Consider the following 25,245-nt stretch of genomic DNA (forward strand, 5'->3'; position numbering starts at 1 on the left):
ACCGCCGCCCCGGCGCCGGCCCCCGCGCCCGCTCCGGTCGCGCCCGCCGCCCGCCCGGCCCCGTCCGCCGCCCCGGCGCTGCCCCCCCAGGTCAGCGACCAGCTCGCCCGGATCGAGGACAAGGCCTCGCGGATCGAGGACAAGTACGCCCGCTCGGAGGCGCTCCTGACCCGGGTCGAGGACCGCGTCGAGGTCGCCGGCAGCCGCATGAACGAGGCCGCCCGCCAGTCCGACCTCGCGGCCCTGCGGTCCGAGGTCCGGGCCATCGCCGAGCGCACCCGCGGGCTGCCGGGCCTCGGCGCCCTGATGCTCACCGCGCTCGTCACCGCCATCCTGACGGTCGCCCTGGCGGTCGCGGCGCAGCGCTTCAACCTGCCGGGCCTGCTGCCCCGCTGACCCTCTCCCGATCGCCAAGGTAGTCCCGACGATGACCCGTTTCCGTACCCTCGACGATGCCGGCAGCCTGAAGGGCAGGCGCGTCCTCGTGCGCGTCGACCTCAACGTGCCCATGGACCAGGGCCGCGTCACCGACGCGACCCGGATCGAGCGCGTGCTCCCGACCATCCGGGAGGTGGCGGAGGCCGGCGGGCGGGTCGTGCTGCTCGCCCATTTCGGCCGGCCGAAGGGCAAGCCCGTGGCCGGGGAATCGCTGCGTCCCATCGCCGAGGCGACGGCGGTCCATCTCGGCCGGCCGGTGGCGTTCGCCGGGGATTGCGTCGGCGAGGTGGCCGAGCGCGCCGTCGCGGCCCTGCGGGACGGCGACGTGGTGATGCTGGAGAACACCCGCTTCCACCCGGGCGAGGAGACGAACGACCCCGCCTTCGTGCGCGCCCTCGCGCGCAACGGCGACGTCTACGTCAACGAGGCCTTCTCCGCCTCGCACCGCGCCCACGCCTCGACCGAGGGCCTCGCCCACGTGCTCCCGGCCTACGCGGGCCGCCTGATGCAGGCCGAGCTCGACGCCCTGACGAAGGGGCTCGAGGCGCCCGCCCGCCCGGTCGTGGCCATCGTCGGCGGCTCCAAGGTGTCGACCAAGATCGACCTCCTGCAGAACCTCGTCGCCAAGGTCGACGCCCTGGTGATCGGCGGCGGCATGGCCAACACCTTCCTGCACGCCGCCGGCCTCGGCGTCGGCAAGTCCCTGTGCGAGCGCGACCTCGCCGGGACCGCGCAGGCCATCATGGCGGCGGCGCGGGAGCACAACTGCGCCGTCATCCTGCCGGTGGACGCCGTCGTGGCGGAGGAGTTCAAGGCCGGCGCCCCCCACCGCACCTACGGGGTCGACGCGATCCCGGAGGCGGGCATGATCCTCGACGTCGGCGGCCAGTCCGTCGAGCGGATCGCGGCGGCGATCGACGACGCCCGGACCCTCGTCTGGAACGGGCCGGTCGGCGCCTTCGAGTTCGCGCCCTTCGACCAGGGCACGGTGGCGGCGGCCCGCCACGCGGCCGAGCGCACCCGGGCCGGCAAGCTCGTCTCGGTGGCGGGCGGCGGCGACACCGTGGCGGCCCTCAACCACGCCGGCGTGGCGGAGGCGTTCACGTACGTCTCCACGGCCGGCGGCGCCTTCCTCGAATGGCTCGAGGGCAAGCCCCTGCCGGGCGTCGACGCGCTGCGCGTCGAGGCCTGAGGAGCCCGGCCGGGCAGCCCGGCCGCGGGCGGACCCGGCCCGCCGCGGGTCCTTCGCCATCGCGACAACTTTTCCGGCCGCGCGCGTGACACTCCGCCGGACGATGCGTAGGACGGCGCGGACCCGTTCGCCTATAGTGGCGAGCATCACCAGTCATCTCGGAGGATCACGATGGCGCGCATCACGCTCAGGCAGCTTCTCGACCATGCCGCGGAGCACGGCTACGGGGTGCCGGCCTTCAACATCAACAACATGGAGCAGGGCCTCGCCATCATGGCGGCGGCCGATGCCTGCGACGCGCCGGTCATCCTGCAGGCAAGCCGCGGCGCCCGCTCCTACGCCAACGACGTGGTGCTGGCGAAGCTGATCGACGGCCTGGTGGAGATCTATCCCGGCATCCCGGTCTGCATGCACCTCGACCACGGGAACAACGAGGCCACCTGCGCCACGGCGATCCAGTACGGCTTCACCTCGGTGATGATGGACGGGTCGCTCAAGGGCGACGGCAAGACCCCGGCGGACTACGCCTACAACGTCGAGATCACCCGCAAGGTGTCCGAGATGGCGCACTGGGCCGGCGTCTCGGTGGAGGGCGAGCTCGGCGTGCTCGGCTCGCTCGAGAGCGGCCAGGGCGAGGCCGAGGACGGCCACGGCGCGGAGGGCACCCTCTCGCACGACCAGCTCCTCACGGATCCCGAGGAGGCCGAGAAGTTCGTCGCCGCGACGAAGGTCGACGCGCTGGCGGTGGCGATGGGCACCTCCCACGGCGCCTACAAGTTCACCCGCAAGCCCGACGGCGCCGTGCTGGCGATGAACGTGATCGAGGAGATCCACCGCCGCCTGCCGAACACCCACCTCGTGATGCACGGCTCGTCCTCGGTCCCGCAGGACCTGCAGGACATCATCAACAGCTACGGCGGCGAGATGAAGCCGACCTGGGGCGTGCCGGTGGAGGAGATCCAGCGCGGCATCAAGCACGGCGTGCGCAAGATCAACATCGACACCGACAACCGGATGGCGATGACCGGCCAGATCCGCAAGGTCCTGAGCGAGAACAAGGCCGAGTTCGACCCGCGCAAGTACCTGAAGCCGGCCATGGAGGCCATGACCAAGCTGTGCAAGCAGCGCTTCGAGGAGTTCGGCACGGCCGGCAACGCCGGCAAGATCCGCCCGGTCGCGCTCTCGCAGATGGCCAAGCGCTACGCCTCCGGCACGCTCGACCCGTCCTTCGGGGGCGCCCGCAAGCAGGCGGCGGAGTAGGGCGCGCCCGCGGGGCGCCGCGGCGCCCGGCGGACGACGGCCGGGGGGCTGCGCTCGCCGGGATCTTCGACTACATCCCGACCCGGCGGGGCGGGCGGCCGACCGGCCGCCCGCCCGTCGTGTTTCTACGCGAAAAGTCCGCCATGGCCGAACCGCAGACCCGCCTGATCCTCATCACCGCGCCCGGCGCGGGGCCGGACCTCGCCGCCCGGCTCGCCTCGGCGATGGCCGCCGGCGACGTCGCGGCGGTGATCGCCCGGCTCGCCCCGGACGACGAGCGCGGGCTGGTCAACACCGTCAAGCAGCTCGCCCCCGTGGTGCAGGAGGCCGGCGCCGCGCTCGTGATCGCCTGCGCGGGCCAGGAGGTCGACCTCGTCACCGTGGCGGCCCGCGGCGGCGCCGACGGCATCCACGTGGAATCCGGCCCGGAGGCGGGCGAGTCGCTGCGCGCCCTGCGCGAGCGCCTGCGCGACGGCCGCATCCTCGGGGTCGGCTCCCTCGACTCGAAGCACGCCGCCATGGCGGCGGGCGAGGCGGGCGCCGACTACGTGCTGCTCGGCGACGATCCGGAGGTGTCCCCCGAGAGCGTGCTGGCGCGGGCGGCCTGGTGGGCGGAGATCTTCGAGACGCCCTGCATCGCGCTCGCCCGCAGCGTCGAGGCGGTGCCGGACCTCGCCGCCACGGGCGCCGAGTTCATCGGCCTGCCCGACGCGGTCTGGGACGGGCCCGGGGGCGAGGCCGCGGTGGCGGCCGCGCAGCGCCACCTCGGCGCGGGGACGGCGCGGTGAGGCGCGCGCGCGCTCCCGCCTGGTGCCTCGCCGCCGCGCTGGCGCTCGGCTCTGCCGGGACGGCCCTGGCGGCCCCCCCGACGCTCCTGCCCGGCGCGACGTCGCTGCCGCCCGCGCCCTCGAACGACCCGACGGCCGACCTCGCGTACGGCGCCTACCAGCGCGGCTACTACGTCACGGCCCTGCGCGAGGCGACGAAGCGGCTCGAGGCGAACAAGACCGACCGGGCCGCCATGACCCTGCTCGGGGAATTGTACGGCCAGGGCCTCGGCGTGCGGCAGGATCCCGCCAGGGCGGCGGAATGGTACCGCATCGCGGCCCAGCTCGGCGACGCGCACGCGGCCTCGACCCTCGGCATGATGCAGATCGAGGGCCGGGGCGTCCCCAAGGACCCGGGCGCCGGCCGCGCCCTGCTGGAGAAGGCCGCCGCCCAGGCGGATGCCACCGCGAGCTACAACCTCGCGCTGATCCTCCTCGGCGGCGGCACGCCGGCGGACCTCGCCCGCGCCGCCGACCTCCTGCGCCAGGCCGCCCACCAGGAGCTGGCGGCGGCCCAGCACGCCCTCGGCGTGCTCTACCTCCAGGGCCGGGGCGTGCCGCGGGACACCGCGCGCGCCGCCGACTGGTTCCGCCGTGCCGCCGACAACGGCGACCTCGCCGGCGAGGTCGAGTTCTCGATCCTGCTGTTCAACGGCGAGGGCGTGCAGAAGGACGAGGCGCGCGCCGCGCGCTACTTCCGGCACGCCGCCGCCCGTGGCAACGCCGTGGCGCAGAACCGCGTCGCCCGCCTCTACGCCAGCGGCCGCGGGCTGCCGAAGAACCTCGTCGAGGCGGCGGCCTGGGACATCGCCGCCCGGGCGCAGGGCCTGAGCGACGCCTGGCTCTCCCAGGCCGTCGCCGGGCTCGGCCCCGAGGAGAAGGCCCGCGCCGAGCGCCTCGCGGCCGACCGGAACGGGCCCTGAGCCCCGCCCGCAGCCGCACTCCCCCCGAACGCACGACCGAAACGGACAACGCCATGACCCAGACCCGCCCCCCGGGAGCCGCCCGATGATCAGCTCCCCCCTCATGACCGTGATGGTCGACGCCGTGCGCAAGGCGGCCCGCGGCCTCAAGCGCGACTTCGGCGAGGTCGAGAACCTCCAGGTCTCCCGCAAGGGGCCGGGCAACTTCGTCTCGGCCGCGGACCGCAAGGCCGAGGCGGTCCTGCGCGAGGCCCTCACGAAGGCGCGGCCCGGCTACGGCCTCGTCATGGAGGAGGGCGGCACCGTCGAGGGCCAGGACAAGACCCACACCTGGCACGTCGACCCCCTCGACGGCACCACGAACTTCCTGCACGGCATCCCGCACTTCTGCATCTCGGTCGGGCTCGAGCGGGAGGGCACGATCGTGGCCGCCGTGATCTACGACCCGATCAAGGACGAGCTGTTCATCGCCGAGCGCGGCAAGGGCGCCTACCTCAACAACCGGCGCCTGCGGGTCTCGGGCAGGCAGGACCTCGCCGACAGCCTCGTCCTGTACGGCTCGCCCTATCTCGGCCGCGGCAACCACCCGCGGCTGCTCAAGGAGCTGGCGACCGTGATGGCGGTGACCGGGGGCGTGCGCCGCTTCGGCTCGGCCGCCCTCGACCTCGCCTCGGTGGCCTGCGGGCGGGCCGACCTCTACTGGGAGCGCGACCTCCAGACCTGGGACATCGCCGCGGGGCTGCTCCTCGTGCGCGAGGCCGGTGGGTTCGCCACCAGCGCCGACAACGGCCCCGACCCGATGGCGGCCCGCTCGGTGGCCTGCGGCAACGAAGTGCTCCACCGCGAGCTGATCGCGCTCCTGCGCAAGGCCAACCAGTAGGGCCGGGCGGCCGGGCCGCCCCTGGTCAGCCCGGCCGCGATCTGGTCTAACCCCTCGCGCCAGGAACCACCCCGAAGGCCCCCGCATGGACCCGCGCACCTTGACCGCGCTCAAGGACTCGATCCGCTCGATCCCCGACTACCCGAAGCCCGGGATCGTGTTTCGCGACATCACGACCCTGCTCGGCGAGCCGCGGGCCTTCCGGCGCGCCGTCGACGAGCTGGTGCATCCCTTCGCGGGCGGGCGGATCGACCAGGTCGCCGGCATCGAGGCGCGCGGCTTCATCCTCGGGGGCGCCGTCGCCCACCAGCTCTCGTCGGGCTTCGTGCCCATCCGCAAGAAGGGCAAGCTGCCCCACACCACGGTCTCGATCGCCTACGCGCTCGAGTATGGCACCGACGAGATGGAGATCCACTCCGACGCGGTGAAGCCGGGCGACCGGGTGATCCTGGTCGACGACCTCATCGCCACCGGCGGCACCGCGACCGCGGCCGTGAACCTCCTGCGCCAGATCGGCGCCGTGGTGGTGGCGGCCTGCTTCGTCATCGACCTGCCGGAGCTCGGCGGCGCGGCCAAGCTCCGTGCCCTCGACGTGCCGGTCCGGACCCTGATCGAGTTCGAGGGCCACTGAGCCGGGAGGCGCCCCCTCAGGCCGCCGTCGCCAGGCTCGCGAACAGGCCGCGCCCGTCCGTGCCGCCGACGACGTCCTCGACGAAGTTCTCCGGGTGCGGCATCAGCCCGAGCACGGTGCGCGAGGCGGAGTAGATGCCCGCGATGGCGTTGAGCGAGCCGTTGCGGTTGGCGGTCTCGGTGAGCCCGCCGGCGGCGTCGCAGTACCGGAAGGCGACGAGGCCGTCGCCCTCGATCCGGGCCAGCGTCTCCGCGTCCGCGAAGTAGTTGCCCTCGCCGTGCGCGACGCAGACGTCGATGACCTGGTGCGCCGCGTAGGCGCGGGTGAAGGCCGTGTCGGCGCGCTCGACCCGCAGGGGCTGCCGGTGGCAGATGAAGCGGCGGTTGACGTTGCGCATCAGCACGCCCGGCAGGAGCCCGGACTCGCACAGGATCTGGAAGCCGTTGCAGATGCCGAGCACCAGGCCGCCGCGGGCCGCGTGGGCCCGCACCGCGTCCATGGCGTGGGCGCGGCCCGCGATGGCGCCGCAGCGCAGGTAGTCGCCGTACGAGAAGCCGCCCGGCAGGACCGCGAGGTCGGTGCCGGCGGGAAGCGCCGTGTCGGTGTGCCACACCGTGGCGACCTGGGCGCCCGCCTGGCGCAGGGCCCGGGCGACGTCGCCGTCGCGGTTGGAGCCCGGGAAGACGATGACGGCGGCCTTCATCCGGCGATCTCGACGCGGTAGTTCTCCACGACCGTGTTGGCGAGCAGGCGGTCGCAGGCGGCCTTCACGGTGGCCTCGGCCGCCGCCTTGTCCGAGCCCTCGACGTCGACCTCGAAGAACTTGCCCTGGCGCACGCCCGCGATGCCGGCGATGCCGAGCGAGCGCAGCGCCCCCTCGATGGCCTTGCCCTGCGGATCGAGGACGCCGGTCTTCAACGTGACGGTGACGCGCGCTTTCATCGGCCAGACCTTCGGCAGCAGGGGGCTTTGGCCTCCGGATAGTGCGGAACGTGCCCCGAGGCAACGGCGCGGCACGCCGGTGCGGGCCGCTGCACCGGGAGAACGCGCACGTTGATATTTACGGTTGAGACAATAAGCTTCATGGGTGCCCGGTGGGCATCGCGCAGACAGCCGCTTCGGCTCGGGCGGCGGCGGCGCGGGGGTCAGAGGTGTGCCATGGCGAGCACAGACGAGACATTCATTCGTCAGACGTTCGATCTTATCGACGTGTTCGAGGACATCACCGATCCTCTCGACGTACAGAGAAGAATCGCCAACCTGATCGTTGATTTCGGATTCGAGTATTTCACGATCACTCGGCTGCCGCAGCCGAGCGAGAGGCTCGGCCCCAACATGCTGCTGAGCATCTGGCCGTCGGGATGGCTCGCGCACTACGACCGGATCGGCCATTACCGCTTCGATCCGGTGGCGCGGCACTGCTACCGGACGATCGAGCCGTTCGCCTGGAGCGAGGTCGAGTACGAGCCCGAGATCGCCGCGCGCGCCCGCCGGGTGATGGACGAGGCGACCGAGCACGGCATGGCGGCGGGCTACTGCGTGCCGATCCACGACGCGATGGGCTTCCAGGCCGTCGTCTCGCTCGCCGGCGAGCGGGTCGAGATGCCGCCCCGGGTCCGGCGCGGCATCCACCTGCTCGGGCTCTACGCCTGGGGGGCGGCGGAACGCACCACGACCCGGCGCAAGAAGAACACGGGCCGCCTCCTCAGCGTGCGCGAGCGCGACGTGCTGTCCTGGGCGGCGGTCGGGCGCACCGGCGACGAGATCGCCGACATCCTGGGCGTCTCCCCCGAGACCGTCTCGACGCACCTGAAGAACGCCCGCCACAAGATCGGCACCCGCAACACCACGCACACCGTGGTTGAGGCCCTGCGGCGGCGCGAGATCAGCCTCTAGGGCGGCGCCGCCCCGCGGTGCGATCGGGTGCCGCTCCAGGCACCCTGGTCCGTGGCGCCGAAGCGACGTCCACGCCGGCCGCGCGCGCCCGGGGACCTCGCGGGGCCGCACCCAGTTCAACGCCCGCGGCAGAATGGAAATCTGCTTCCCGCCGCGAGAAGGCACCGTCTCCGCCCGCCCGCCGGCCCCTCCCGCGAAGTCGATGCGGACGGGAGCGCCGGCGCAATGCTTGGGCTGATCGTCCGGTCTTGATCGAAAAAGGCCGGTCCGGCCGCCCGAAACCCTAACAGCCTCCCTGTTTTCGGGGATACCGGCCCCCCGCTGCCTCTGTCCCTATGGGTGCGCCCAACGAGGGACAAGCGCATGATCCGGCTTCATGTCATCGATCGAACCAACCGCGACGCGTACGCGGAGGCCCTCGACCAGCACCACGTGCTGCGCCGGAAGATCTACGTCGACGACCAGAAATGGCGCGCGCTGCGCGCCGTCGACGGCCGCGAGCACGACCAGTTCGACACCGACGCCACCGTCTACCTCCTGGCCATCGACGCCGACGGTCAGGTGGCGGGCGGCACCCGCCTGCTGCCGTCCTGGGGACCGACGCTCCTGAGCGACGTGTTCCCGCACCTCGCCGAGATGCGCGGCTTCGAGCGGGGCCCCGACATCTGGGAATGGACCCGGTTCTTCGTCGCGCCCCGGCACCGCGAGGACAAGCGGCTCTCGCGGGTCGCCGGCATCGTCGCGGCCGGCATGATCGAGCACTGCCTGGAGCAGGGCATCCCGCGCCTGAACGCGGTCGGGGAGGCCTACTGGATCCCCAAGGTGGCGGAGCTCGGCTGGCGCCCTCGGCCCCTCGGCCTGCCGCTCGCGCATGACGGGATGTCGATCTGCGCCTTCACCATCGAGATGACGGAGGCGGCCCTGTCGCGCACGCGCGCCGTCTACGGCATCGAGGGACGGAGCCTCGACGTGTCCCGCCCGAGGGCGCCGGCGCACGACAGGGCCGGCCGCGACCGCGGCCTCGCCGCGCGATGACGGAGAACGGACGCTCCCGGCCCGACCACGGTGACGATCACATGCCCAGCCCGCGCCAGAACCACGCCCCCGACAGCCCGGCCGACCGCCTCGCCGAGCACCTGATCCGGGCTCACCGCCTCGCCGCCGCCTGCCAGGACGCGGTCGCCATGGACCTGATCCGCCTCGCGCTCTGGCACGTCGGCCACACCTACGCCCCCTCCGAGGAGGCGCTCGCCGAGGACAAGCCGTCGTGAGCCCGCCGCGGTGCACGCCGCGGGAGGCCGGCCGCGCAGCCTCGCGCCGGCGGCCGCCCGCGGCGGCGCCCGCTCCGTCCCGAGACGCGCGCGAGCGCGACGCCCGATGCTGAGACGCCCCATGCCGACACGCCGCCGCCCGGCCCCCGACGAGACCGCCGTGCCGCCCCTCTCGGACGCCGGCCGGTCCGAGTTGCGGCTCCTCTGGCTCGCCGCCGCGACCCTCGACCTCAAGCCGGTCATCGGTCCGCCGGTCGACGGGCTCCCCTCGGTCCAGGCCCTGATGCGCGCGGCCGAGACGGTGTTCGTGGAACTCGGCTACGGCGAGGACGAGGCGCGGGACGTCCTCGCCGGCGCCTGAGCGCCGGCCCGGCGCCCGAGTGCGGGCCCGGCGCCTGGGTGCCGGCGCTCCGGGCAGGCGCTCCGGGCAGGCGGGCGACCGGCCGCGGCGACGCATTCCGGCGCGGGCTCGCGGGCCCGGCCGCTTGTGCCGATCCCGGCGGCGCACTACCGTTGCGTCAGCTTTCCGCTCAACCTCACGCTCGAGGGGCGTCTCCCGCATGGTCACGCGCGTCGCCACCGTGGCGTTCGAGGGGATCGAGGCGCGCGCCGTCGACGTGCAGGTGCAGATCAGCCACGGCACCGTGGCGTTCACGGTGGTGGGGCTGCCCGACAAGGCCGTGGCGGAATCGCGCGAGCGCGTGCGCTCGGCCCTGATCGCGTCCGGGCTGGCGCTGCCGGCCAAGCGCATCACCGTCAACCTCGCGCCGGCCGACCTGCCGAAGGAGGGCTCGCACTACGACCTGCCCATCGCGCTCGGGGTCATGTGCGCGATCGGGGCGCTGCCGGGCGACGCCCTGGCGGGCTACTGCGTGCTGGGCGAGCTCGCCCTCGACGGCGGCATCACCGCGGTGACGGGCGTGCTCCCGGCCGCCATGGCGGCGAATGCCCGGGGCCTCGGGCTGATCTGCCCGGCGGCGAGCGGTCCGGAGGCGGCCTGGGCCGGGGGCGACATGGACGTCCTGGCGCCCCGCTCGCTGATCCAGCTCGCCAACCACGTCAAGGGCACGCAGGTGATGGCCCGGCCCCGGCCCGCCGTGGCGGCGCCCGCGGGCGACCTCGCCGACCTGCGCGAGATCCGGGGCCAGGAGGGGGCCAAGCGCGCCCTCGAGATCGCGGCGGCGGGGGGCCACAACCTCCTGATGAACGGCCCGCCCGGGGCCGGCAAGTCGATGCTCGCCGCGCGCATGCCCGCGATCCTGCCGCCCCTCGGGCCCCGCGAGCTGCTCGAGGTCTCGATGATCCAGTCGGTGGCCGGCGCGCTCAAGGAGGGCGCGCTCTCGAACCGCCGGCCGTTCCGGGCCCCGCACCACTCGGCCTCCATGGCGGCCCTCGTCGGCGGCGGCATCGGTGCCCGGCCGGGCGAGGTCTCCCTCGCCCATGGCGGCGTGCTCTTCCTCGACGAGCTGCCGGAATTCGCCGGGCCGGTGCTCGATTCCCTGCGCCAGCCCCTCGAGACCGGCAGCGTGATGATCGCCCGGGCGAACCACCGGGTCACCTACCCGGCGCGGTTCCAGCTCGTCGCGGCGATGAACCCCTGCCGCTGCGGCCAGGCGACGGAGCCCGGCTTCGCCTGCCGGCGCGGGCCCAGCGAGCGCTGCGTCGCCCAGTACCAGGCCCGCCTGTCCGGCCCGCTCCTCGACCGGATCGACCTCCAGATCGAGGTGCCGGCCGTCACCGCCGCCGACCTGATCCTGCCGCCGCCGGCCGAGGGCTCGGCCGAGGCCGCGCTCCGGGTCGCGGCGGCGCGGTCCCGGCAGGAGCGGCGCTACGCCGAGGCCGGGCTCGCGAGCGCCACCACCAACGCCTCGTGCCCGGCGACCCTGATCGAGGAGGCGGCCCGGCCCGACGCCGACGGCCTGGCGCTGATCCGCGACGCCGCCGACGCCATGCGGCTCTCGGCCCGGGGCTTCCACCGGGTGCTGCGGGTCGCCCGCACGCTCGCCGACCTCGACGGGGAGGCGCGGGTGCGCCGGCTCCACCTCGCCGAGGCCCTGTCCTACCGCAGCCGCAGCGACCGCCGCCCGGCCGCCGCCTGAGCGCGGCCCCGCGATCGATCGAATCCGACCGATCGCGCTCGCGTTCCGCTAAGCACCTTTCGCAAGCCAACTTTCAGCTCCGCCAGGCAGTCTTCGCGGCGGGTGGCGGCCGGAGGCGGCGATGGGATGGCTGGAGGTCGGGATCGCCGCGGCGTGCCTTGCCGCGCTGGTCCTCCTGGGCGCCGGCGGCTGGTACGGCCAGCGCTTGGCGCGCTGGCGGCGCGAGGCCGAGGTCGAGCGCCTGCACGACCGCATCTGGCGCCTGTCCGAGAGCGAGGAGCGCTACCGCAACCTCGTGGAGGCCCAGATCGCGCTCATCGTGCAGCGCGACGCGGAGGACCGCATCACCTTCGTCAACGAGGGGTTCGCCCGGCTGCTCGGCGGCGCGCCCGCCTCCCTCGTCGGCACGACCGCGACGGCCGCGGTGGTCGGGGCGGGCGAGATGCGCCGGCGCCCGGACGGCGCCGGCCTGATAGACCTCGCCATCGCGCCCGCGGGCGGCGGGCCGCCGCGCTGGTTCGCCTTCGTGGAGACCGCCGTGGTCGGCCGCGACGGGCGCGCCGAGGTGCTGCGCGCGGGCCGCGACATCACCGAGCGGGTCGAGGCGGCCCGCTCCCTCGACGAGGCCCGGGGCCGCGCCGAGGCCGCGAGCGTGGCGAAATCCCGGTTCCTCGCCACGGTCAGCCACGAGTTCCGCACGCCCCTGAACGGCATCCTGGGGATGGCCGGCCTGCTGCTCGAGACGCCGCTCAGCCTGGAGCAGCAGACCTACGTGGGGGCGGTGAAGACCTCGGGCGAGGCCCTCCTGTCGCTCATCGACGGCATCCTGGACTTCTCGAAGATCGAGGCGGGCCGCCTCGACCTCGCGGCCGAGCCCTTCGACCCGGCCGTGCTGGTGGAGAGCGTGGTCGAACTGCTGGCGCCCCGGGCCCAGGACAAGGGCCTGGAGATCGCCGCCGACATCGCCGACGCGGTGCCGGCCGCGGTGATCGGCGATTGCGACCGGGTGCGCCAGATCCTCCTCAACCTCGCCGGCAACGCGGTGAAGTTCACCGAGGCGGGCGGGGTCGGCGTCACGCTCGCCTGGGGACCGGAGGGGCTGGAGCTCGCCGTCCACGACACCGGCCCGGGCATCCCGGAGGAGCGGCTGCCCGTGCTGTTCGAGGAGTTCGAGCAGGGCGACGGCAGCGCCAGCCGCCGGCACGAGGGCACGGGGCTCGGCCTCGCCATCAGCCGCCGGCTCGTGGGCCGGATGGGGGGGCACATCGGGGCCTCGTCGCGGGTGGGGGAGGGGAGCTGCTTCGCCGTCGTCCTGCCGCTCCGGCCCGCGCCGGGCCGGGACCGGCCCGCCGCGCCGAGCCTAGCGGGCCGCCGCGTCCTGGTCGTCGCCGCCGCGACCTTCGAGGGCCCCTACATCGCGCGCCGGCTCGCGCGCGCCGGCGCCGTCACGGTCTCGGCCGAGACGGAGGCGGCGGCGCTGAGCCACCTCGCGGCGGGCGCGCCGCCCGACACCGTCATCGCCGACCGGGCGCTCGGCGACGAGGCGGTGCGGCGCATCGCCGGCGCCGCGCGCCGCGCCGGGGCGGGCCGCACGATCGTGCTCCTCTCCCCGTTCGACCGGCGCGACTTCGGCTCCCCGGCCGCCGCGGGCTTCGACCGCTACCTGATCAAGCCGGTCCGCACCCGCTCGCTCCTCGCGCGGGTGTCGGANCGGCCCGCCCCCGCCCCGCCGCGCCACCCCGCCCGGCCGCCCGCGGGCGGCCCGCGCGTGCTCCTCGCCGAGGACAACCCGATCAACGCGCTCCTCGCCCGCAAGGCCCTGGAGCGCCTGGGCGCCAGCGTCACCTGGGCGAAGGACGGGAGCGCGGCCCTCGCGCTCATGCAGGAGGCCGCCCTCGGGACGGCCCCGCCCTTCGACCTCGCGCTCCTCGACATCCGCATGCCGGCGCTCGACGGCCTCGGCGCCGCCCGCCGGCTGCGGGCCTTCGAGGCGGATGGCCGCCTGCCGCCCCTGCGCCTCGTGGCGCTGACCGCCAACGCCCAGGCGGAGGACGAGGCCGCCGCCCGGGCGGCCGGCTTCGACGCCTTCCTGTCGAAGCCCCTCGACCTCGCGGCCCTGCCCCCGCTGCTCGCCGGCCGGGCGGCCGCGGCCTGAGCCCGGGTGCCCGGGCACGACGCGGTCGTGCCAGGATTAATTTTGTCGCCCGAACGTACAGCGCCAGTACCGGGGCTCGCCTGGGGCCGGATCTGACGCAGAGTTGATCGGACCCGCCCCGTGAAACCTGCCGCCGGGCCTGGCGTTGACACGGCGTGCGCCACGGTGACCGGAGCCGGCCGCACGGCCTCGCGCGCGCTCCCGGCCGCACCCTTGCCGCAACGCCGGACGGGCGCGCGCCGGGTTGCGGCGCGCGGCCGGGAGAGGCTCCGGGCAGGATCGGGATGACGGGCAATGGACGACATCGTTCAGGGGTTCACGGTGTTTCGCGAGCAGGTGTTTCCGAGCCAGCGCTCGGTCTACCGGCGCCTCGTGCATGACGGGCAGCATCCCAAGGCGCTGGTGATCTCCTGCGCGGATTCGCGGGTGGTGCCGGAGCTGATCACCCAGGCGGGCCCGGGCGAGCTGTTCGTCTCCCGCAACGTCGGCAACATCGTGCCGCCCTTCGCCGACGCCACGGGCGGGGTCGGCGCGGCGGTCGAGTACGCGATGATGGCCCTCGGCGTGCGCGACATCGTGGTCTGCGGCCACTCGGATTGCGGGGCCATGAAGGGGTTGCTCAACCCCGAATCCCTGGGGACGATGCCGAACGTCGCCGCTTGGCTGCGCCACGGCCACGCGGCCCACCGGATCGTCTGCGACGCCTACCCGGACACGATCGACGGGAAGCAGCGCCTCCACGCCCTCGGCATGGAGAACGTCCTGGTGCAGCTCAACCACCTGCGGACGCACCCGGCGGTGGCGAGCGGGCTCGCCACGGGCCAGATCGTGCTCCACGGCTGGTTCTTCGAGATCGAGACCGGGCACCTCCTCGTCTACGACGGCGAGGAGAGCCGCTTCGTGATCCTGGAGGACGAGGACGCGCTGCCCGTGGCCGAGGCCTCGGCGGCCCGCCAGGTCACGCCGGACGCCGCGCGCGCGGCGGCGGATTGACAGGGCGGGGCACGCCGGGCGAGGACGGCCCCATGGCCGCACCTCGCTCCACCGATCCCCGCGACGCCCTGATCGCCTGGAGCGTCGTCGCCGTGACCCTCGGCACGATCCTGCTCGCCAACTTCGCGCCGGCGGCGCGCCAGGCCCCGGCCTCGCCCGCCCAGGACCCGGGCTGCCGCGAGTGGACCGATGCCTGCGTCACCTGCACGCGGGCAGGCGACGGCACGGCCTGCTCCATGCCCGGCATCGCCTGCGTGCGCGAGGCGCCCCGCTGCACCGCCCGGTGAGCGCCGCCGTCGGCGCCGCGGGGAAAACCCCGTCGGACCGGAGCGCCGGAGAGGCCGCGCCGGCCTCGGCATCCCCGACCGCCCACGCCCGGGCTCCCGCCCGGGGACCGGAAGAGCGTCGGCCGGGCTTCTCGGCTCCGCTCAGCCGTTCTCCCGCCCGTAGACGTCCTCGATGCGGATGATGTCGTCCTCGCCGGTGTAGCTGCCGACCTGGACCTCGATCAGCTCGAGGGGGATCTTGCCCGGGTTGACGAGGCGGTGGATGCAGCCGATCGGCAGGTAGGCGGCCTCGTTCTCGTGCACGAGGCGCACCACCCCGTCCACCGTCACCTCGGCCGTGCCCCGGACCACCACCCAGTGCTCCGCCCGGTGATGGTGCTTCTGGAGCGACAGCCGCCCGCCCGGCTTCACGGTGATCCGCTTCACCTGGAAGCGCGCCCCGAGGTCGATGCGCTGGTAGGAGCCCCAGGGCCGGTACATCAGCCGGTGCGCGTCCGCCTCCGGCTCGCCCCGCGCCCGCAGGTCCTCCACCAGCGCCTTCACGCCGCCGCCGCCGGCCCGGCGGGTCGTCACCAGCACCGCGTCGGGCGTCGCCACCACCACCACGTCGTCGAGCCCCACCACCGCGGTGAGCACCTCGTCGGTGCCGTGCACGAGGCTGTTGCGCGTCTCGCGCAGCGCCACCCGGCCGCGCACGGCGTTGCCGGCCTCGTCCTGCGCCGACACCTCCCACAGGGCGCCCCAGGTGCCGATGTCCGACCAGGAGAAGCTCACCGGCAGCACGCCGGCCCGGCCCGTGCGCTCCATGACCGCGTAATCGATGGAGATCTGCGGCGACGCCGCGAAGGCGGACGGGTCGAGGCGCACGAAGTCGAGGTCCCGCGTGGCGCCGCGCAGCGCCGCCTCGGCCGCGGCCAGCACCGCCGGGGCGTGGGCGCGCAATTCCTCCAGCATCACGTCGGCCCGGAACAGGAAGTAGCCCCCGTTCCACAGGGCGCCCTCGCCGATGAGTGCGGCCGCCCGGGCGGCGTCCGGCTTCTCGACGAAGCGGGCGACCGCGCGGGCGCCGCCCGCGCCGGCCTCGCCCGGCAGGGGCGGCCCGGGCTCGATGTAGCCGTAGGCGGTGGCGGGCGTCGTCGGGGCGAGGCCGAGCGTCATGATGGCCCCGGCCCTGGCCCCGGCCCGGGCCGCCCGGGCGGCGGCCACGAAGGCCTCGGGCTCGCCCACCACGTGGTCGGCGGCGAGGATCAGCACGAGGGCCCGGGGATCGCGCGCCGCCGCGTGCAGGGCCGCCACCGCCACCGCGGGGGCGGAGTCGCGCCGGCAGGGCTCGAGCAGGATGTCGGCCGCGACGCCGACCTGGGCGAGCTGCTCGGCGACGAGGAAGCGCGCGTCGGCGGCGCTGATCACGGCGGGCCGCGCGAAGGTGCCGGCGTCGGTGAGCCGCAGCGCCGTGGCCTGGAAGGAGGAGCGGTCGGGCGCGGCGAGCGGGATGAACTGCTTGGGGTAGCTCTCCCGCGACGCCGGCCACAGCCGCGTGCCGGAGCCGCCGCTCAGGATCACCGGATGGATCAGCTCAAGTGGCTCGACCGACGACATGACGTGCGTCTCCCGGCTCGGTGATGGGCGTCACCCGTCCTGACGTGGCCGAAATCCGGCCCGGGATCAACAGGATCGATCGGCTGTCCGGCCGCCCGCACGGCGCGGATCGTCTCCGCGCGGGCGGACGCACCGGTGCGGCGGCGCGGCGCGGGCGCCTGCCGCCGCGAGGGGGCCGGGAGCGCCCGCATCGCTGCCATGCCGGCGGGCGCCTTGCCGGCGCGGCCCGCCTCCGGCACTGCTCGTCGCCTCCGGCTTGTGCCCGCGCTGCCCGCGCGGGCATCTCCTCCGGCCGGCGTCTCGGGATGATCATGGCGAGCAGTGCAGCCGGCGACGCGACGCCGTCGTCCGCGGACGGGACGTGGCGCGGGCCGGGATTCTCGGAGTTCGTCGGCCTCGTGGCCCTGATGATGGGGCTCACCGCCGTCACCATCGACAGCTTCCTGCCGGCCTTCCCGGCGATCCAGCGGGATTTCGCCGTCGCGGACCCGAACCGGCTGCAATTGCTGATCTACGTCTACATGCTGGGCTTCGGGATCGCGCAGCTCGCCTACGGCCCGGTCTCGGACGGGATCGGGCGCCGGCCGGCCCTCATCGCCGGCATCGCGATCTACCTCGCGGGCAGCGTCCTCGCCATGCTGGCGCCGAGCTTCGACATCCTGCTCCTCGCCCGCGCGGTCCAGGGCGTCGGCGGCGCGGCCGGGCGGGTGCTCGCCGTCGCCATCGTGCGCGACCGCTACGACGGGCGCGACATGGCGCGGGTGATGTCCTTCTGCATGATGGTGTTCCTGATCGTGCCGATCCTGGCGCCCTCGATGGGGGGCGCGCTCCTGCTCGCGGGAAGCTGGCACCTGATCTTCGCCGCCATGCTGGTCCTCGCCCTCGTCAACCTCGCCTGGTTCGGCTGGCGCATGCCCGAGACGCTCCACCCCGCCTTCCGCCGCCCCCTCGACGCCCGCGCGGTAGGCGGCGGCATCGCCCTCACCCTGACCACCCGCACCTCGTTCGGCTACGCCACCGCGCTCGGGCTGCTCACCGGCTGCATCATGGGCTATGTCGGCTCCGCCCAGGCGGTGTTCGACACCGGCCTCTACCAGCTCGGCCCCCTGTTCCCGGTCGCCTTCGCGCTGATCGCCGGCGCCATGGGCGTCGCGACCCTGATCAACGCCCGGCTCGTGCGCCGCCTCGGCATGCGCCGCCTCGCGCATGCGGGCACGCTCGGGCTCTGGGTGACGACCTGCCTCCAGCTCGCCGTGATGCTGGCCCTCGGGGGCAAGCCGCCGCTGGCGCTCCTGATCCTGACCCTCGCCTGCTGCCAGTTCTTGCTCAGCTTCGCCATGCCGAACTTCAACGCGCTCGCGATGGAGCCGCTCGCGGCGATCGCCGGCACCGCCTCGTCGTTCATCGGCTTCTACACCACGCTCCTCGCGGCGTTCTGCGGCCTCCTCGTCGGCCAGTCCTTCGACGGCACCGTGATCCCGCTCGCGGTCGGCTACTGCGCCCTCAGCTCCGCCTGCCTCGGCGTCGTGCTCTGGACGGAGCGCGGCCGGCTGTTCGGCGTCGGCGCGGTCGTGCCGCCGGCCCGCTGAGCGGCGCGGGCGCGCCCTTAACGCCGCCTTTAGGCTTGCGCCGGAGAGTGGCGGCGCGGCGCCCCCGGGCGGCGGGCCGCCAGGGAGGGCGAGAGTGGGCGCACGCAACCAGGACGCAACGCTGCTCGTCGGGCGAGTGCTGCTGGCGGCCGCCCTTCTGCCCGCCGGGATCGCCCGGGCGCTGAACCCGTCGGGCTTCGCCCTGGCCCTCGCCGGGACCGGCATGCCCTACCCGCACGCGGTCGCGACGGGCGCGGTGGTCATCACCCTGTTCGGGCCGCTCGCGCTCGCGCTCGGCATCCTGCCGCGCCTCGTCGGCCTCGGCCTCGCCGTCCACGCGGTGGTGATGGGGCTGCTGCTGCACCGCTTCTGGGATTTTTCCGGCGCCGGTGCCCTCGTCGAGCGGGAGCTCTTCCTGGCCCAGCTCGGCCTTGCGGCGGGCTTCGTCCTCTACGCCGTAACGGGCCCGGGCGGCTGGAGCTGGCAGGGCTGGTGGCACGGCGCCGCGCACGCCCCCGCTCCCGCGCCGATCCCGGCGAAGAAGCGCCCGGCCCCGGCGGGTCCCCCGAAGGCCGCGGGCGCCCGGAGCCCGAAGGCGGCCCGCGCCGCCGCCTGAAGCCCGCTCCGGCGGGGCTTACCGGCCGCGACGCGAGCCGCCGGTGCCCGCGCGGCGGGCGGGAGGCGAGAAGGGGACACCGGCCTCAGGTGCTGCCGGAGGGGCTTCTCACGGTCGACCGGAACTGGCCGCGCTTGGACACCGCCCGCGTCGCGGCCGGACGCGGGCGTTGCAACCGCCCCGGCCCGACGGACCACGGCGCGCCGGGAACCGGGCGCCCCTCGTGCACGCCCGCAGCATGCTGCCCGGCTCGATTCTGACGGGCGCGAACCGGCGCGGCAGCGCGATGCCGGCCTTCACTGTCGATGCTGTCCCGCTCGGCGCGAACAGGCTCGACGCCGGCCCGGCACGCTGCACGGCGACCAAGGCCCACGACATCCTGTGCCGCCGCCAGCACTTGCCGGGCGCGGAGGCTCGGCAGCAGCGACAGGCTCGGTCGTCACCCTCAGGTCCACCGTCGACCCGTGCGCCGAGAGCCGCGCGTCGAGACCGAGGGAGCTCCCACAGACCTTGCCGCCGACCAATGTCTTCGAACAGACATAAATATCCCGCAATTCGCTTCAAGCCAGAATACAAATTCACTTATCGCGTTGTGGTGAACTTAACTTGATAATCCAGGCGTACGACGTGCGTCAAACTGGTGATTATACACGCAACTTCATATACTTGAGTTATTGACTTCCCGAAGTCATTTGTAACGCATTTATCGTATTAAATCACAAAAATTTATTTAGAACCAATTGGCGTCCGCAGCGGGGGAGGGCCGCCGGTCAGGCCGGGACGGCGGCCCGGTTGCGCCCGGCCTGCGTGCCGGCGAAGCGGCTGGTGACGTCGGCCGCCACGCCGATCAGGCGGGCCGGCCCGTACGGGACCCGCACCAGGCTGCCCCGGGCCGAGATCCAGCGCCGGCGTCCGGTCGGGTCGGTGATGCGGTACTGCACGTCGTAGGCGGCCTCGCCCCGGAAGGCCCGGTCCAGGGCCGCGACGACCCGCGGGAGATCCTCCGGGTCGATCAGGGCCGCGAGGCTGTCCAGCGGCCCCGCGGCGGACCCGAACAGGTCGAGGGCGCTCTCCGAGCAGGTCACGTAGCGGGTGTCCGCGTCGATCTCCCAGGTCACGAGCTGCGCGGCCTCGACGGCGAGCCTCAGCCGCTCCTCGCTCGTGCGCAGGGCCTCCTCGGCCAGGACCCGCTCGTGGATGTCCGACAGGGTCCCGACCCACTCGCGGATGGTGCCGTCCGGGTTCTCGAGCGGAACGCCGCGGGCGAGCATCCAGCGGTGGCTCCCGTCCCGGTGGCGGACCCGGTAGGACACCTCGAACGGCGCGCCGACCCGGTAGCACTCGCGCCAGAGCGCGGCGGTCCGCTCCCGGTCCTCCGGATGCAGCGCGTCGAGCCAGCCGCTGTCCCTGAAGGCGCGGTCCGACTGGCCCGTGCGCGCGCTCCAGCCGTAGCTCTGGGTGATGCGGCCGTCCGGCGAGGCGCGCCACTCGACGGCGGCGCTGGCCTCCACCAGGGCGCGGTAGCGCTGCTCGCTCTCGCGCAGGGTCTCGGCCGCGTCCGGGCGGGGGCACGCCGCCGGCACGGCCGCCGCCGGGCGCTCGATGCGCCGGAAGCTCGGCTCGTAGCGGCCCAGCGGCATGTCGATGCGGACCGGGAGCCGGCACTGCGGGTCCTCGTAGATCTGCTGGAGCACCTGGCGCAGGCGCCGCGCCTCCACGCGCACGATCGCGTCGGTCGCCGGGTCGAAGCTCGGCGCGCGCCCGAGGGCGTCGGTGGCGATGGTGTAGGATTTCAGCAGGCTGCCTCGGCCCGCCAGGCTCTCGCGCACGACGTAGGCCAGGAAGGCCGACAATTGCGGCGACTTGCGCAGCGGCGGCTGGTTGAGCAACTGGTCGAGCGCGGCATGGAGGTTCTCGACCCCGATCGCATCCCGTTCCATGGCGTCGTTCTCGTCCGCGTTCTTCTTGGTGACGGTGCGCGTGGCTCACGCGGACCCGGTCCCCCGCCGCGCCGCGCGCCGTGCCGCCCACCGGGCCGGGACCTGCATCGCTCGCCTGCCCGCGCTCCCCCGCTCGTGCTCCGGCCGCCCCGACAACCGCTACAACTGACAGATCCTGGAAGGTCCAGTGCGTCAGCGGGCGGATTACACCGGCCAAAAGACTGTCATGTCAAGTCTTGAAATCGCACCGCTACTTGACCCAGCGGTAACAGAGCTGGATTCCTATCCTGGCGTCCGGAGGCGCGTCGTCGGAGCGCCGGCGCGCGGCGGGCCGGGACAGGCCGGTCGCGGTTGAGCGGGCGCCGGGCGGGGCGCCAGGTCACTCGGCCAGGAGCCGGGCTCCGACCACCGCGGCGGCGGCGCGGTTCTGCACGCCGAGGCTGCGCAGCAGGGCCGCCATGTGGACCTTGACGGTGCCCTCGCCGAGCTGGAGGCGGCGGGCGATCTCCTTGTTCGAGCGCCCCTCGACCAGGAGGGCGAGCACGTCGCGCTGGCGCGGCGTCAGGTCGAGGTTGCGGCCCGGGCGCCCCGTCTCGGCGCCCGGCCGCGTCTCGGGCGCGCCCGGCCGGCCCGGCCCGTCGAGGACCGCGAGGCTCGCCGGGACGAAGATCTGGCCGCCGAGGATCATCCCCACGGCGCGCGTCAGCTCCGCCGAGCCGATCCCCTTGGGCACGTAGCCGTGAACCCCGACCTCGAGGGCGGTGAGGATCTTCGCGCGCTCGGTCGACGCGGAGACGACCGCGACCTTGACGCAGGGAAAGAACTCGCGCACGGCGCTGAGGCTGCCCGGTCCGTCCATGCCCGGCATCGCGAGGTCGAACAACGCCAGCGTGACGTCGCCGCCGCGGCGGGAGAGCTGGTCGACCGCCGCGTCGAGGGAGCCGGTCTCGATCACCTCGGCGAAGTGGAAGCTGCGCGTGAGGATCGCCACGACGGCAAGGCGGAAGAACTCGTCGTCGTCCGCGATGAGGGCGACAGGCGAAGGCTGCTCGGGCATGCCGCGGTTTCTCTGGACACGGAACACGGTCGGGGATTTTAGAACATCTCGCGGAGGAATGGATACCGGCCAGCGATGGAAAACGGGGCAATATCAACGATCTATCCGCCCGCAGGACGACCCCCGGAGACTCGCGCCGCGGACCCCCCGCCCGGGGAACGGACGTGAGCCCAGACGCTTACGGCCGGATCGCCGGCCGGATCCCTGACCGGCTGCCGGCGCGACGGCCCGGTTGTGTCCCGCGCCAGGACGGGGGATCGTTGCCCATCTCCCGCCAGGGTGGCGGCGTCGGCCGGACGGCGCGGGCGCCCGGGCGGACGTCACGCGGAGCATCGATCGTCGTGAGGGGAGCACTCGTGCGCCGGGTCCTGCTGCTCGCCGCCCTGGCGCTCGCCGGGCCGGCAGCGGCGGCCGGCCGCACCCGGCTCACGGTCTACACCGCCCTCGAGCCCGAGCAGCTCGATCCGATCCGGAGCGCCATCGAGGCGGCGGTGCCGGAGGCCGAGATCGCCTGGTTGCGCGCCTCGACGGGGGTCCTCACCGAGCGCATCGTCGCCGAGGCGGGTGCCCCGCGGGCCGACCTCCTCCTCGGGGTCGCGGCCACGAGCCTCCTGCAGTTCGAGGCCGCGGGCCTGCTCGAGACCTACCGCCCGGCGGGCGTCGAGGCGCTGCGGCCGTTCTTCCGCGATGGCGTGCCGCCCTACACCTGGACCGGGATGGACGCGTATCTCGGCGTCGTCTGCTTCAACACCGAGGGGGCGGCCCGCCACAGGATCTCCCGACCGAGCTTCTGGCGCGACCTCCTGAACCCGGCGCTCAAGGGGCAGGTCGTGATGCCGCACCCGGCCTCGTCCGGCACCGGCTACATGATCGTGGCGGGCTGGCTCCAGACCATGGGGGAGGACGCCGCCTGGGCCTACATGGACGCCCTGCACGAGAACGTCGCCGCCTACGTGCCGGGCGGGTCGGAGCCGTGCCGGGAGGCGGCGGCGGGCCGCACGGTCGCGGGCCTGTCCTTCGACATGCGAGCGGCAGCCGAGAAGGCCGCGGGGGCGCCCATCGACATCGTGGTCCCGGTCGACGGCACGGGCTGGGACCAGGAGGCCGTCGCCGTGGTGGCGGGCCGCCCGCACCTGGCGCTGGCCAAGCGCGTGGCCGACTGGGCGGTGAGCCGCGAGGCCAACGCCCTCTACGCCCGCAGCTTCGCCATCGTGGCCTATCCGGGCGTCTCGGATCCCGCCCCGATCTACCCGGCCCACGCCGAGGCCCGCATGATCCGCAACGACCTGGCCTGGATGGCGCGCAACCGCCCCCGGATCCTCGCCGAGTGGCGCCGCCGCTACGACGGCAGGGCCGCCGCGACGCCGTGATGCCGGCCCGGGCGCGAGGACCCGCCCGGTCGCCCACGCCTCCCTCACCCTCCGGCACGCGCCGTCCCTCGCCGCGCACCACTTCCGCGTGGTGACCGTCTTCCCGCGCCCCCCGAACGCGCTCCGCCTGAGCCCGCTCGCGGAGCGCGTCTTGAGCCGGCGCGGTGGCCGGGCCGGCCCGGCGCCTATTTCTCGAGGCGGGCGATCAGGCTCGACGTGTCCCAGCGCCCGCCGCCCAGGCTCTGCACCTCGGCGTAGAACTGGTCGACCAGGGCCGTCACCGGCAGCTTCGCCTTGTTGCGGCGCGCCTCCGCCAGCACGATCGCGAGGTCCTTGCGCATCCAGTCGACCGCGAAGCCGAAGTCGAACTTGCTCTGGTTCATGGTCGGGCCGCGGTTCTCCATCTGCCAGGAGCCGGCCGCGCCCTTCGAGATCACGTCGATCACCGCCGGGATGTCGAGCCCGGCCTGCTTGCCGAAGTGGATCGCCTCGGACAGGCCCTGGACGAGGCCGGCGATGCAGATCTGATTCACCATCTTGGTGAGCTGCCCGGCCCCGACCGGCCCGAGGAGCCGGCAGGCCCGGGCGTAGGCGAGGATCGTGGGCTCGACGCGGGCGTAGGTCTGCGGGTCGCCCCCGCACATCACCGTGAGGGCGCCGTTCTCGGCCCCCGCCTGGCCGCCCGAGACGGGCGCGTCGATGAAGCCGAAGCCGCCGGCCTGCGCGGCCGCGGCGAGTTCCCGCGCGACCTCGGCCGAGGCGGTGGTGTGGTCGACGAAGACCGCGCCCGCGCGCATCGCCTGGAACGCGCCGTCCGGGCCGGTGGTCACCTCGCGCAGGTCGTCGTCGTTGCCCACGCAGGCGAGCACGATCTCCTGGTCCGCCGCCGCCTCCCGCGGCGTCCGCGCGGCGCGGCCGCCATGGGCCTGCACCCAGGCCTCGGCCTTGGCTGACGTCCGGTTGTAGACCGTGACGGCGTGACCCTTGGCGGCGAGGTGCCGGGCCATCGGCCCCCCCATCACGCCGAGCCCCAGAAACGCGACCTGTGCCATGCCTCGAACCCCTCCCTGCGCCGGTGCGGCGGTCGGGCTCCGGTGTAGTGAGCCGGAGGCGCGCCCGTCAAACCGCGGGCCTCACTTCGTGTCGAACGGGATGAACTTCGCCCGGATGCGGTCGTAGCGCCCGTCCGCCACCAGGGCCGCGAGGGCCCGGTCGAAGGCCTCGCGCAGGGTCCGGTCGCCCTTGCGCAGGCCGATGGCGACGCCCTCGCCGAGCAGGGGCTCCCCGGCCGGGACGTCGCCGACGAAGCGGCAGCAGGCGCCGCCCTCCGGCGTCGCGAGGAACTTCGCGAGGTCGAGCTTGTCCCCGAGGACGAGGTCGAGGCGGCCGGCGCGCAGGTCGAGGGTGGCGTCCCCGAGCGTGTCGAAGCCCCGGATGTCGGCCCCCGGGACCCGCTGCTCCAGGTAGGCGTAGAACGGCCCGTGGGCCGCGGCGCCGATTGCCCGGCCGGCGAGGGCGGCGGGAGCGATGCCCGGCACGGGCGTGTCTTTCCGCGCCACGTAGGCGGCCGGGATGCGGTAGTAGGCCCGCGAGAACTGGATCCGGCCCGCGCGCCGCGGCGTGATCGCCATCGAGGCCATGATGGCGTCGTACTCGCCCGCCTCGAGGCCCTTGATGATCCCGTCCCACTGGTGGAGCACGATGGTGCAGGCGAGCCCCGCCTCCCGGCACAGCGCCCGGGCGAGCTCGACCTCGAACCCGGCCGGCTGCCCGTCCTCGACGTAGTTGAACGGCGGGTGGCCGCCCTCCGTGGCGATGCGGACGGGGGCGGGGAGCGGCTCGGACCGCGCGGGGCACGCCAGCAGGGACAGGACGAGGAGGCGGGAGAGCAGGCGGCTCATCCGGCGGCTGACTTTCGGGAGGAGGATGACGCGGGACCCTGCCACGGCCGCCCCGCGGGGCGCAACCGCGGCGGCGCGCCGGGCCCGGCCCGTCAAGGTTAACCCGGCCTTCAGCACATGGGGCGCTCCCTCGTCGCCATGCGCATGAGCTTCCGTCCGTCCGGCCCGTCGTGGGAACCCGCCGACCCGGCCGAGGGCGCGGGACCGGCCGCGGGCCCGGGACCGGAGCCGGCGGAGGCCGGCCGCGGGGCCGACCGGGCCGCCCGCGACGCCGTCGACCGGGTCGAGGCGGACCTGATCCGGGCGGCGCGGACGGTCGCG

Annotated in this window: 26 protein-coding genes and 1 pseudogene; 20 read left to right on the plus strand and 7 right to left on the minus strand. The window is 74.4% G+C overall.

The genetic code is table 11. The features are described from left to right. From DT057_RS03445 to DT057_RS03475, 7 genes are all read left to right on the plus strand, one after another. The coding region (locus tag DT057_RS03445) for a hypothetical protein (protein ID WP_244937331.1) at window positions 1-396 on the plus strand (396 nt) is incomplete at its 5' end. Window positions 397-427: 31 nt separating this feature from the next. After that, window positions 428-1,630 (plus strand): phosphoglycerate kinase, encoded by a 1,203-nt coding sequence (locus tag DT057_RS03450; RefSeq protein ID WP_128560725.1) that lies wholly within the window; start codon window positions 428-430, stop codon window positions 1,628-1,630. Window positions 1,631-1,801: 171 nt separating this feature from the next. Further along, window positions 1,802-2,890, plus strand: coding sequence for a class II fructose-bisphosphate aldolase (gene fba, locus DT057_RS03455; protein WP_128560726.1), 1,089 nt, complete (start codon window positions 1,802-1,804; stop codon window positions 2,888-2,890). A 143-nt stretch (window positions 2,891-3,033) separates the two neighbouring features. Further along, window positions 3,034-3,678, plus strand: a complete 645-nt coding sequence (locus tag DT057_RS03460) for a thiamine phosphate synthase (protein ID WP_128560727.1) — start codon at window positions 3,034-3,036, stop codon at window positions 3,676-3,678. Next, window positions 3,675-4,640, plus strand: coding sequence for a tetratricopeptide repeat protein (locus DT057_RS03465; RefSeq protein WP_128560728.1), 966 nt, complete (start codon window positions 3,675-3,677; stop codon window positions 4,638-4,640). Before DT057_RS03460 ends, DT057_RS03465 begins: the two co-directional genes overlap by 4 nt. 85 nt (window positions 4,641-4,725) lie before the next feature. Next, entirely contained in the window at window positions 4,726-5,520 is a 795-nt protein-coding gene (locus DT057_RS03470) for an inositol monophosphatase family protein (RefSeq protein ID WP_128560729.1), read from the plus strand. An 85-nt stretch (window positions 5,521-5,605) separates the two neighbouring features. After that, window positions 5,606-6,151 (plus strand): adenine phosphoribosyltransferase, encoded by a 546-nt coding sequence (locus DT057_RS03475; RefSeq protein WP_128560730.1) that lies wholly within the window; start codon window positions 5,606-5,608, stop codon window positions 6,149-6,151. A gap of 16 nt (window positions 6,152-6,167) precedes the next feature. Here DT057_RS03475 and purQ read toward each other — a convergent pair whose 3' ends face one another. Together purQ and purS are read right to left on the minus strand one after the other, a co-directional pair. Next, on the minus strand, window positions 6,168-6,854 hold the full coding sequence (gene purQ / locus DT057_RS03480; RefSeq protein ID WP_128560731.1) for a phosphoribosylformylglycinamidine synthase subunit PurQ: 687 nt from the start codon (window positions 6,852-6,854) through the stop codon (window positions 6,168-6,170). After that, window positions 6,851-7,093 carry a phosphoribosylformylglycinamidine synthase subunit PurS gene (purS, locus tag DT057_RS03485; protein ID WP_128560732.1) on the minus strand — a complete coding sequence of 81 codons (243 nt, stop codon included), beginning with the start codon at window positions 7,091-7,093 and terminating at the stop codon, window positions 6,851-6,853. The genes purQ and purS overlap by 4 nt, the downstream gene beginning before the upstream one ends. A 216-nt stretch (window positions 7,094-7,309) precedes the next feature. Here purS and DT057_RS03490 point away from each other — a divergent pair, with 216 nt between their 5' ends. From DT057_RS03490 to DT057_RS03525, 9 genes and pseudogenes are all read left to right on the plus strand, one after another. Then, window positions 7,310-8,047, plus strand: coding sequence for a LuxR family transcriptional regulator (locus tag DT057_RS03490; protein WP_162501305.1), 738 nt, complete (start codon window positions 7,310-7,312; stop codon window positions 8,045-8,047). A 363-nt stretch (window positions 8,048-8,410) separates the two neighbouring features. Further along, the gene (locus DT057_RS03495; RefSeq protein WP_128560734.1) at window positions 8,411-9,082 is read left to right on the plus strand and encodes an acyl-homoserine-lactone synthase; all 672 of its coding nucleotides are present in this window, start codon (window positions 8,411-8,413) and stop codon (window positions 9,080-9,082) included. Window positions 9,083-9,123: 41 nt separating this feature from the next. Next, a complete protein-coding gene (locus DT057_RS03500; protein WP_128560735.1) occupies window positions 9,124-9,318 on the plus strand; it encodes a hypothetical protein in 195 nt (64 codons plus the stop codon). 121 nt (window positions 9,319-9,439) lie between these two features. Continuing rightward, a complete protein-coding gene (locus tag DT057_RS03505) occupies window positions 9,440-9,679 on the plus strand; it encodes a hypothetical protein (protein ID WP_128560736.1) in 240 nt (79 codons plus the stop codon). Window positions 9,680-9,878: 199 nt separating this feature from the next. Then, window positions 9,879-11,417 carry a YifB family Mg chelatase-like AAA ATPase gene (locus tag DT057_RS03510; RefSeq protein ID WP_128560737.1) on the plus strand — a complete coding sequence of 513 codons (1,539 nt, stop codon included), beginning with the start codon at window positions 9,879-9,881 and terminating at the stop codon, window positions 11,415-11,417. A gap of 121 nt (window positions 11,418-11,538) precedes the next feature. Continuing rightward, window positions 11,539-13,127 (plus strand): ATP-binding protein (locus DT057_RS03515; RefSeq protein ID WP_244937332.1); only part of this gene is annotated, 1,589 nt, incomplete at its 3' end. Window position 13,128: 1 nt separating this feature from the next. Next, a pseudogene (locus DT057_RS36440) lies at window positions 13,129-13,572 on the plus strand (response regulator); the annotation flags it as partial. A gap of 294 nt (window positions 13,573-13,866) precedes the next feature. Next, window positions 13,867-14,565, plus strand: coding sequence for a carbonic anhydrase (locus tag DT057_RS03520; protein WP_128560739.1), 699 nt, complete (start codon window positions 13,867-13,869; stop codon window positions 14,563-14,565). Window positions 14,566-14,597: 32 nt separating this feature from the next. Further along, on the plus strand, window positions 14,598-14,852 hold the full coding sequence (locus DT057_RS03525; RefSeq protein ID WP_128560740.1) for a hypothetical protein: 255 nt from the start codon (window positions 14,598-14,600) through the stop codon (window positions 14,850-14,852). Window positions 14,853-14,993: 141 nt separating this feature from the next. Here DT057_RS03525 and DT057_RS03530 read toward each other — a convergent pair whose 3' ends face one another. Then, on the minus strand, window positions 14,994-16,451 hold the full coding sequence (locus tag DT057_RS03530; RefSeq protein ID WP_128560741.1) for a mannose-1-phosphate guanylyltransferase/mannose-6-phosphate isomerase: 1,458 nt from the start codon (window positions 16,449-16,451) through the stop codon (window positions 14,994-14,996). A 311-nt stretch (window positions 16,452-16,762) separates the two neighbouring features. Between DT057_RS03530 and DT057_RS03535 the strand changes: the two genes are divergently transcribed. Both DT057_RS03535 and DT057_RS03540 read left to right on the plus strand, forming a co-directional pair. Beyond that, window positions 16,763-18,040, plus strand: coding sequence for a multidrug effflux MFS transporter (locus DT057_RS03535; RefSeq protein ID WP_128560742.1), 1,278 nt, complete (start codon window positions 16,763-16,765; stop codon window positions 18,038-18,040). A gap of 94 nt (window positions 18,041-18,134) precedes the next feature. Next, the gene (locus tag DT057_RS03540) at window positions 18,135-18,656 is read left to right on the plus strand and encodes a DoxX family protein (protein ID WP_128560743.1); all 522 of its coding nucleotides are present in this window, start codon (window positions 18,135-18,137) and stop codon (window positions 18,654-18,656) included. A gap of 770 nt (window positions 18,657-19,426) precedes the next feature. Here DT057_RS03540 and DT057_RS03545 read toward each other — a convergent pair. Next, window positions 19,427-20,596 carry a PAS domain-containing protein gene (locus DT057_RS03545; RefSeq protein WP_128560744.1) on the minus strand — a complete coding sequence of 390 codons (1,170 nt, stop codon included), beginning with the start codon at window positions 20,594-20,596 and terminating at the stop codon, window positions 19,427-19,429. A gap of 379 nt (window positions 20,597-20,975) precedes the next feature. Further along, window positions 20,976-21,653 carry a response regulator transcription factor gene (locus DT057_RS03550; RefSeq protein ID WP_128560745.1) on the minus strand — a complete coding sequence of 226 codons (678 nt, stop codon included), beginning with the start codon at window positions 21,651-21,653 and terminating at the stop codon, window positions 20,976-20,978. A 341-nt stretch (window positions 21,654-21,994) separates the two neighbouring features. Between DT057_RS03550 and DT057_RS03555 the strand changes: the two genes are divergently transcribed. Continuing rightward, window positions 21,995-23,023 (plus strand): extracellular solute-binding protein, encoded by a 1,029-nt coding sequence (locus DT057_RS03555; RefSeq protein ID WP_128560746.1) that lies wholly within the window; start codon window positions 21,995-21,997, stop codon window positions 23,021-23,023. Between the two features lie 185 nt (window positions 23,024-23,208). Here DT057_RS03555 and DT057_RS03560 read toward each other — a convergent pair whose 3' ends face one another. Both DT057_RS03560 and DT057_RS03565 read right to left on the minus strand, forming a co-directional pair. Beyond that, entirely contained in the window at window positions 23,209-24,075 is an 867-nt protein-coding gene (locus DT057_RS03560) for an NAD(P)-dependent oxidoreductase (RefSeq protein ID WP_128560747.1), read from the minus strand. An 81-nt stretch (window positions 24,076-24,156) separates the two neighbouring features. Then, entirely contained in the window at window positions 24,157-24,924 is a 768-nt protein-coding gene (locus tag DT057_RS03565) for a transporter substrate-binding domain-containing protein (protein WP_128560748.1), read from the minus strand. Window positions 24,925-25,041: 117 nt separating this feature from the next. On the opposite strand from DT057_RS03565, the gene DT057_RS35350 reads away from it, so the two are divergent. Beyond that, window positions 25,042-25,245, plus strand: a 204-nt coding sequence (locus DT057_RS35350; RefSeq protein WP_203236173.1) for a hypothetical protein, incomplete at its 3' end; no start/stop codon positions are given.

The sequence above is a fragment of the Methylobacterium crusticola genome (assembly GCF_003574465.1).
In the GTDB taxonomy this organism is placed as follows: domain Bacteria; phylum Pseudomonadota; class Alphaproteobacteria; order Rhizobiales; family Beijerinckiaceae; genus Methylobacterium; species Methylobacterium crusticola.

Bases quoted from the DNA above. Each gene is read 5' to 3' on its own strand.
- DT057_RS03460 (WP_128560727.1), top strand. From the start codon at position 3,034: ATGGCCGAACCGCAGACCCGCCTGATCCTCATCACCGCGCCCGGCGCG.
- DT057_RS03505 (WP_128560736.1), top strand. From the start codon at position 9,440: ATGCCGACACGCCGCCGCCCGGCCCCCGACGAGACCGCCGTGCCGCCC.
- DT057_RS03550 (WP_128560745.1), bottom strand. From the start codon at position 21,653: ATGCCCGAGCAGCCTTCGCCTGTCGCCCTCATCGCGGACGACGACGAG.
- DT057_RS03450 (WP_128560725.1), top strand. From the start codon at position 428: ATGACCCGTTTCCGTACCCTCGACGATGCCGGCAGCCTGAAGGGCAGG.
- DT057_RS03520 (WP_128560739.1), top strand. From the start codon at position 13,867: ATGGACGACATCGTTCAGGGGTTCACGGTGTTTCGCGAGCAGGTGTTT.
- purQ (WP_128560731.1), bottom strand. From the start codon at position 6,854: ATGAAGGCCGCCGTCATCGTCTTCCCGGGCTCCAACCGCGACGGCGAC.
- DT057_RS03470 (WP_128560729.1), top strand. From the start codon at position 4,726: ATGATCAGCTCCCCCCTCATGACCGTGATGGTCGACGCCGTGCGCAAG.
- DT057_RS03525 (WP_128560740.1), top strand. From the start codon at position 14,598: ATGGCCGCACCTCGCTCCACCGATCCCCGCGACGCCCTGATCGCCTGG.
- fba (WP_128560726.1), top strand. From the start codon at position 1,802: ATGGCGCGCATCACGCTCAGGCAGCTTCTCGACCATGCCGCGGAGCAC.
- DT057_RS03500 (WP_128560735.1), top strand. From the start codon at position 9,124: ATGCCCAGCCCGCGCCAGAACCACGCCCCCGACAGCCCGGCCGACCGC.
- DT057_RS03565 (WP_128560748.1), bottom strand. From the start codon at position 24,924: ATGAGCCGCCTGCTCTCCCGCCTCCTCGTCCTGTCCCTGCTGGCGTGC.
- purS (WP_128560732.1), bottom strand. From the start codon at position 7,093: ATGAAAGCGCGCGTCACCGTCACGTTGAAGACCGGCGTCCTCGATCCG.
- DT057_RS03545 (WP_128560744.1), bottom strand. From the start codon at position 20,596: ATGGAACGGGATGCGATCGGGGTCGAGAACCTCCATGCCGCGCTCGAC.
- DT057_RS03510 (WP_128560737.1), top strand. From the start codon at position 9,879: ATGGTCACGCGCGTCGCCACCGTGGCGTTCGAGGGGATCGAGGCGCGC.
- DT057_RS03490 (WP_162501305.1), top strand. From the start codon at position 7,310: ATGGCGAGCACAGACGAGACATTCATTCGTCAGACGTTCGATCTTATC.
- DT057_RS03535 (WP_128560742.1), top strand. From the start codon at position 16,763: ATGGCGAGCAGTGCAGCCGGCGACGCGACGCCGTCGTCCGCGGACGGG.
- DT057_RS03530 (WP_128560741.1), bottom strand. From the start codon at position 16,451: ATGTCGTCGGTCGAGCCACTTGAGCTGATCCATCCGGTGATCCTGAGC.
- DT057_RS03495 (WP_128560734.1), top strand. From the start codon at position 8,411: ATGATCCGGCTTCATGTCATCGATCGAACCAACCGCGACGCGTACGCG.
- DT057_RS03475 (WP_128560730.1), top strand. From the start codon at position 5,606: ATGGACCCGCGCACCTTGACCGCGCTCAAGGACTCGATCCGCTCGATC.
- DT057_RS03560 (WP_128560747.1), bottom strand. From the start codon at position 24,075: ATGGCACAGGTCGCGTTTCTGGGGCTCGGCGTGATGGGGGGGCCGATG.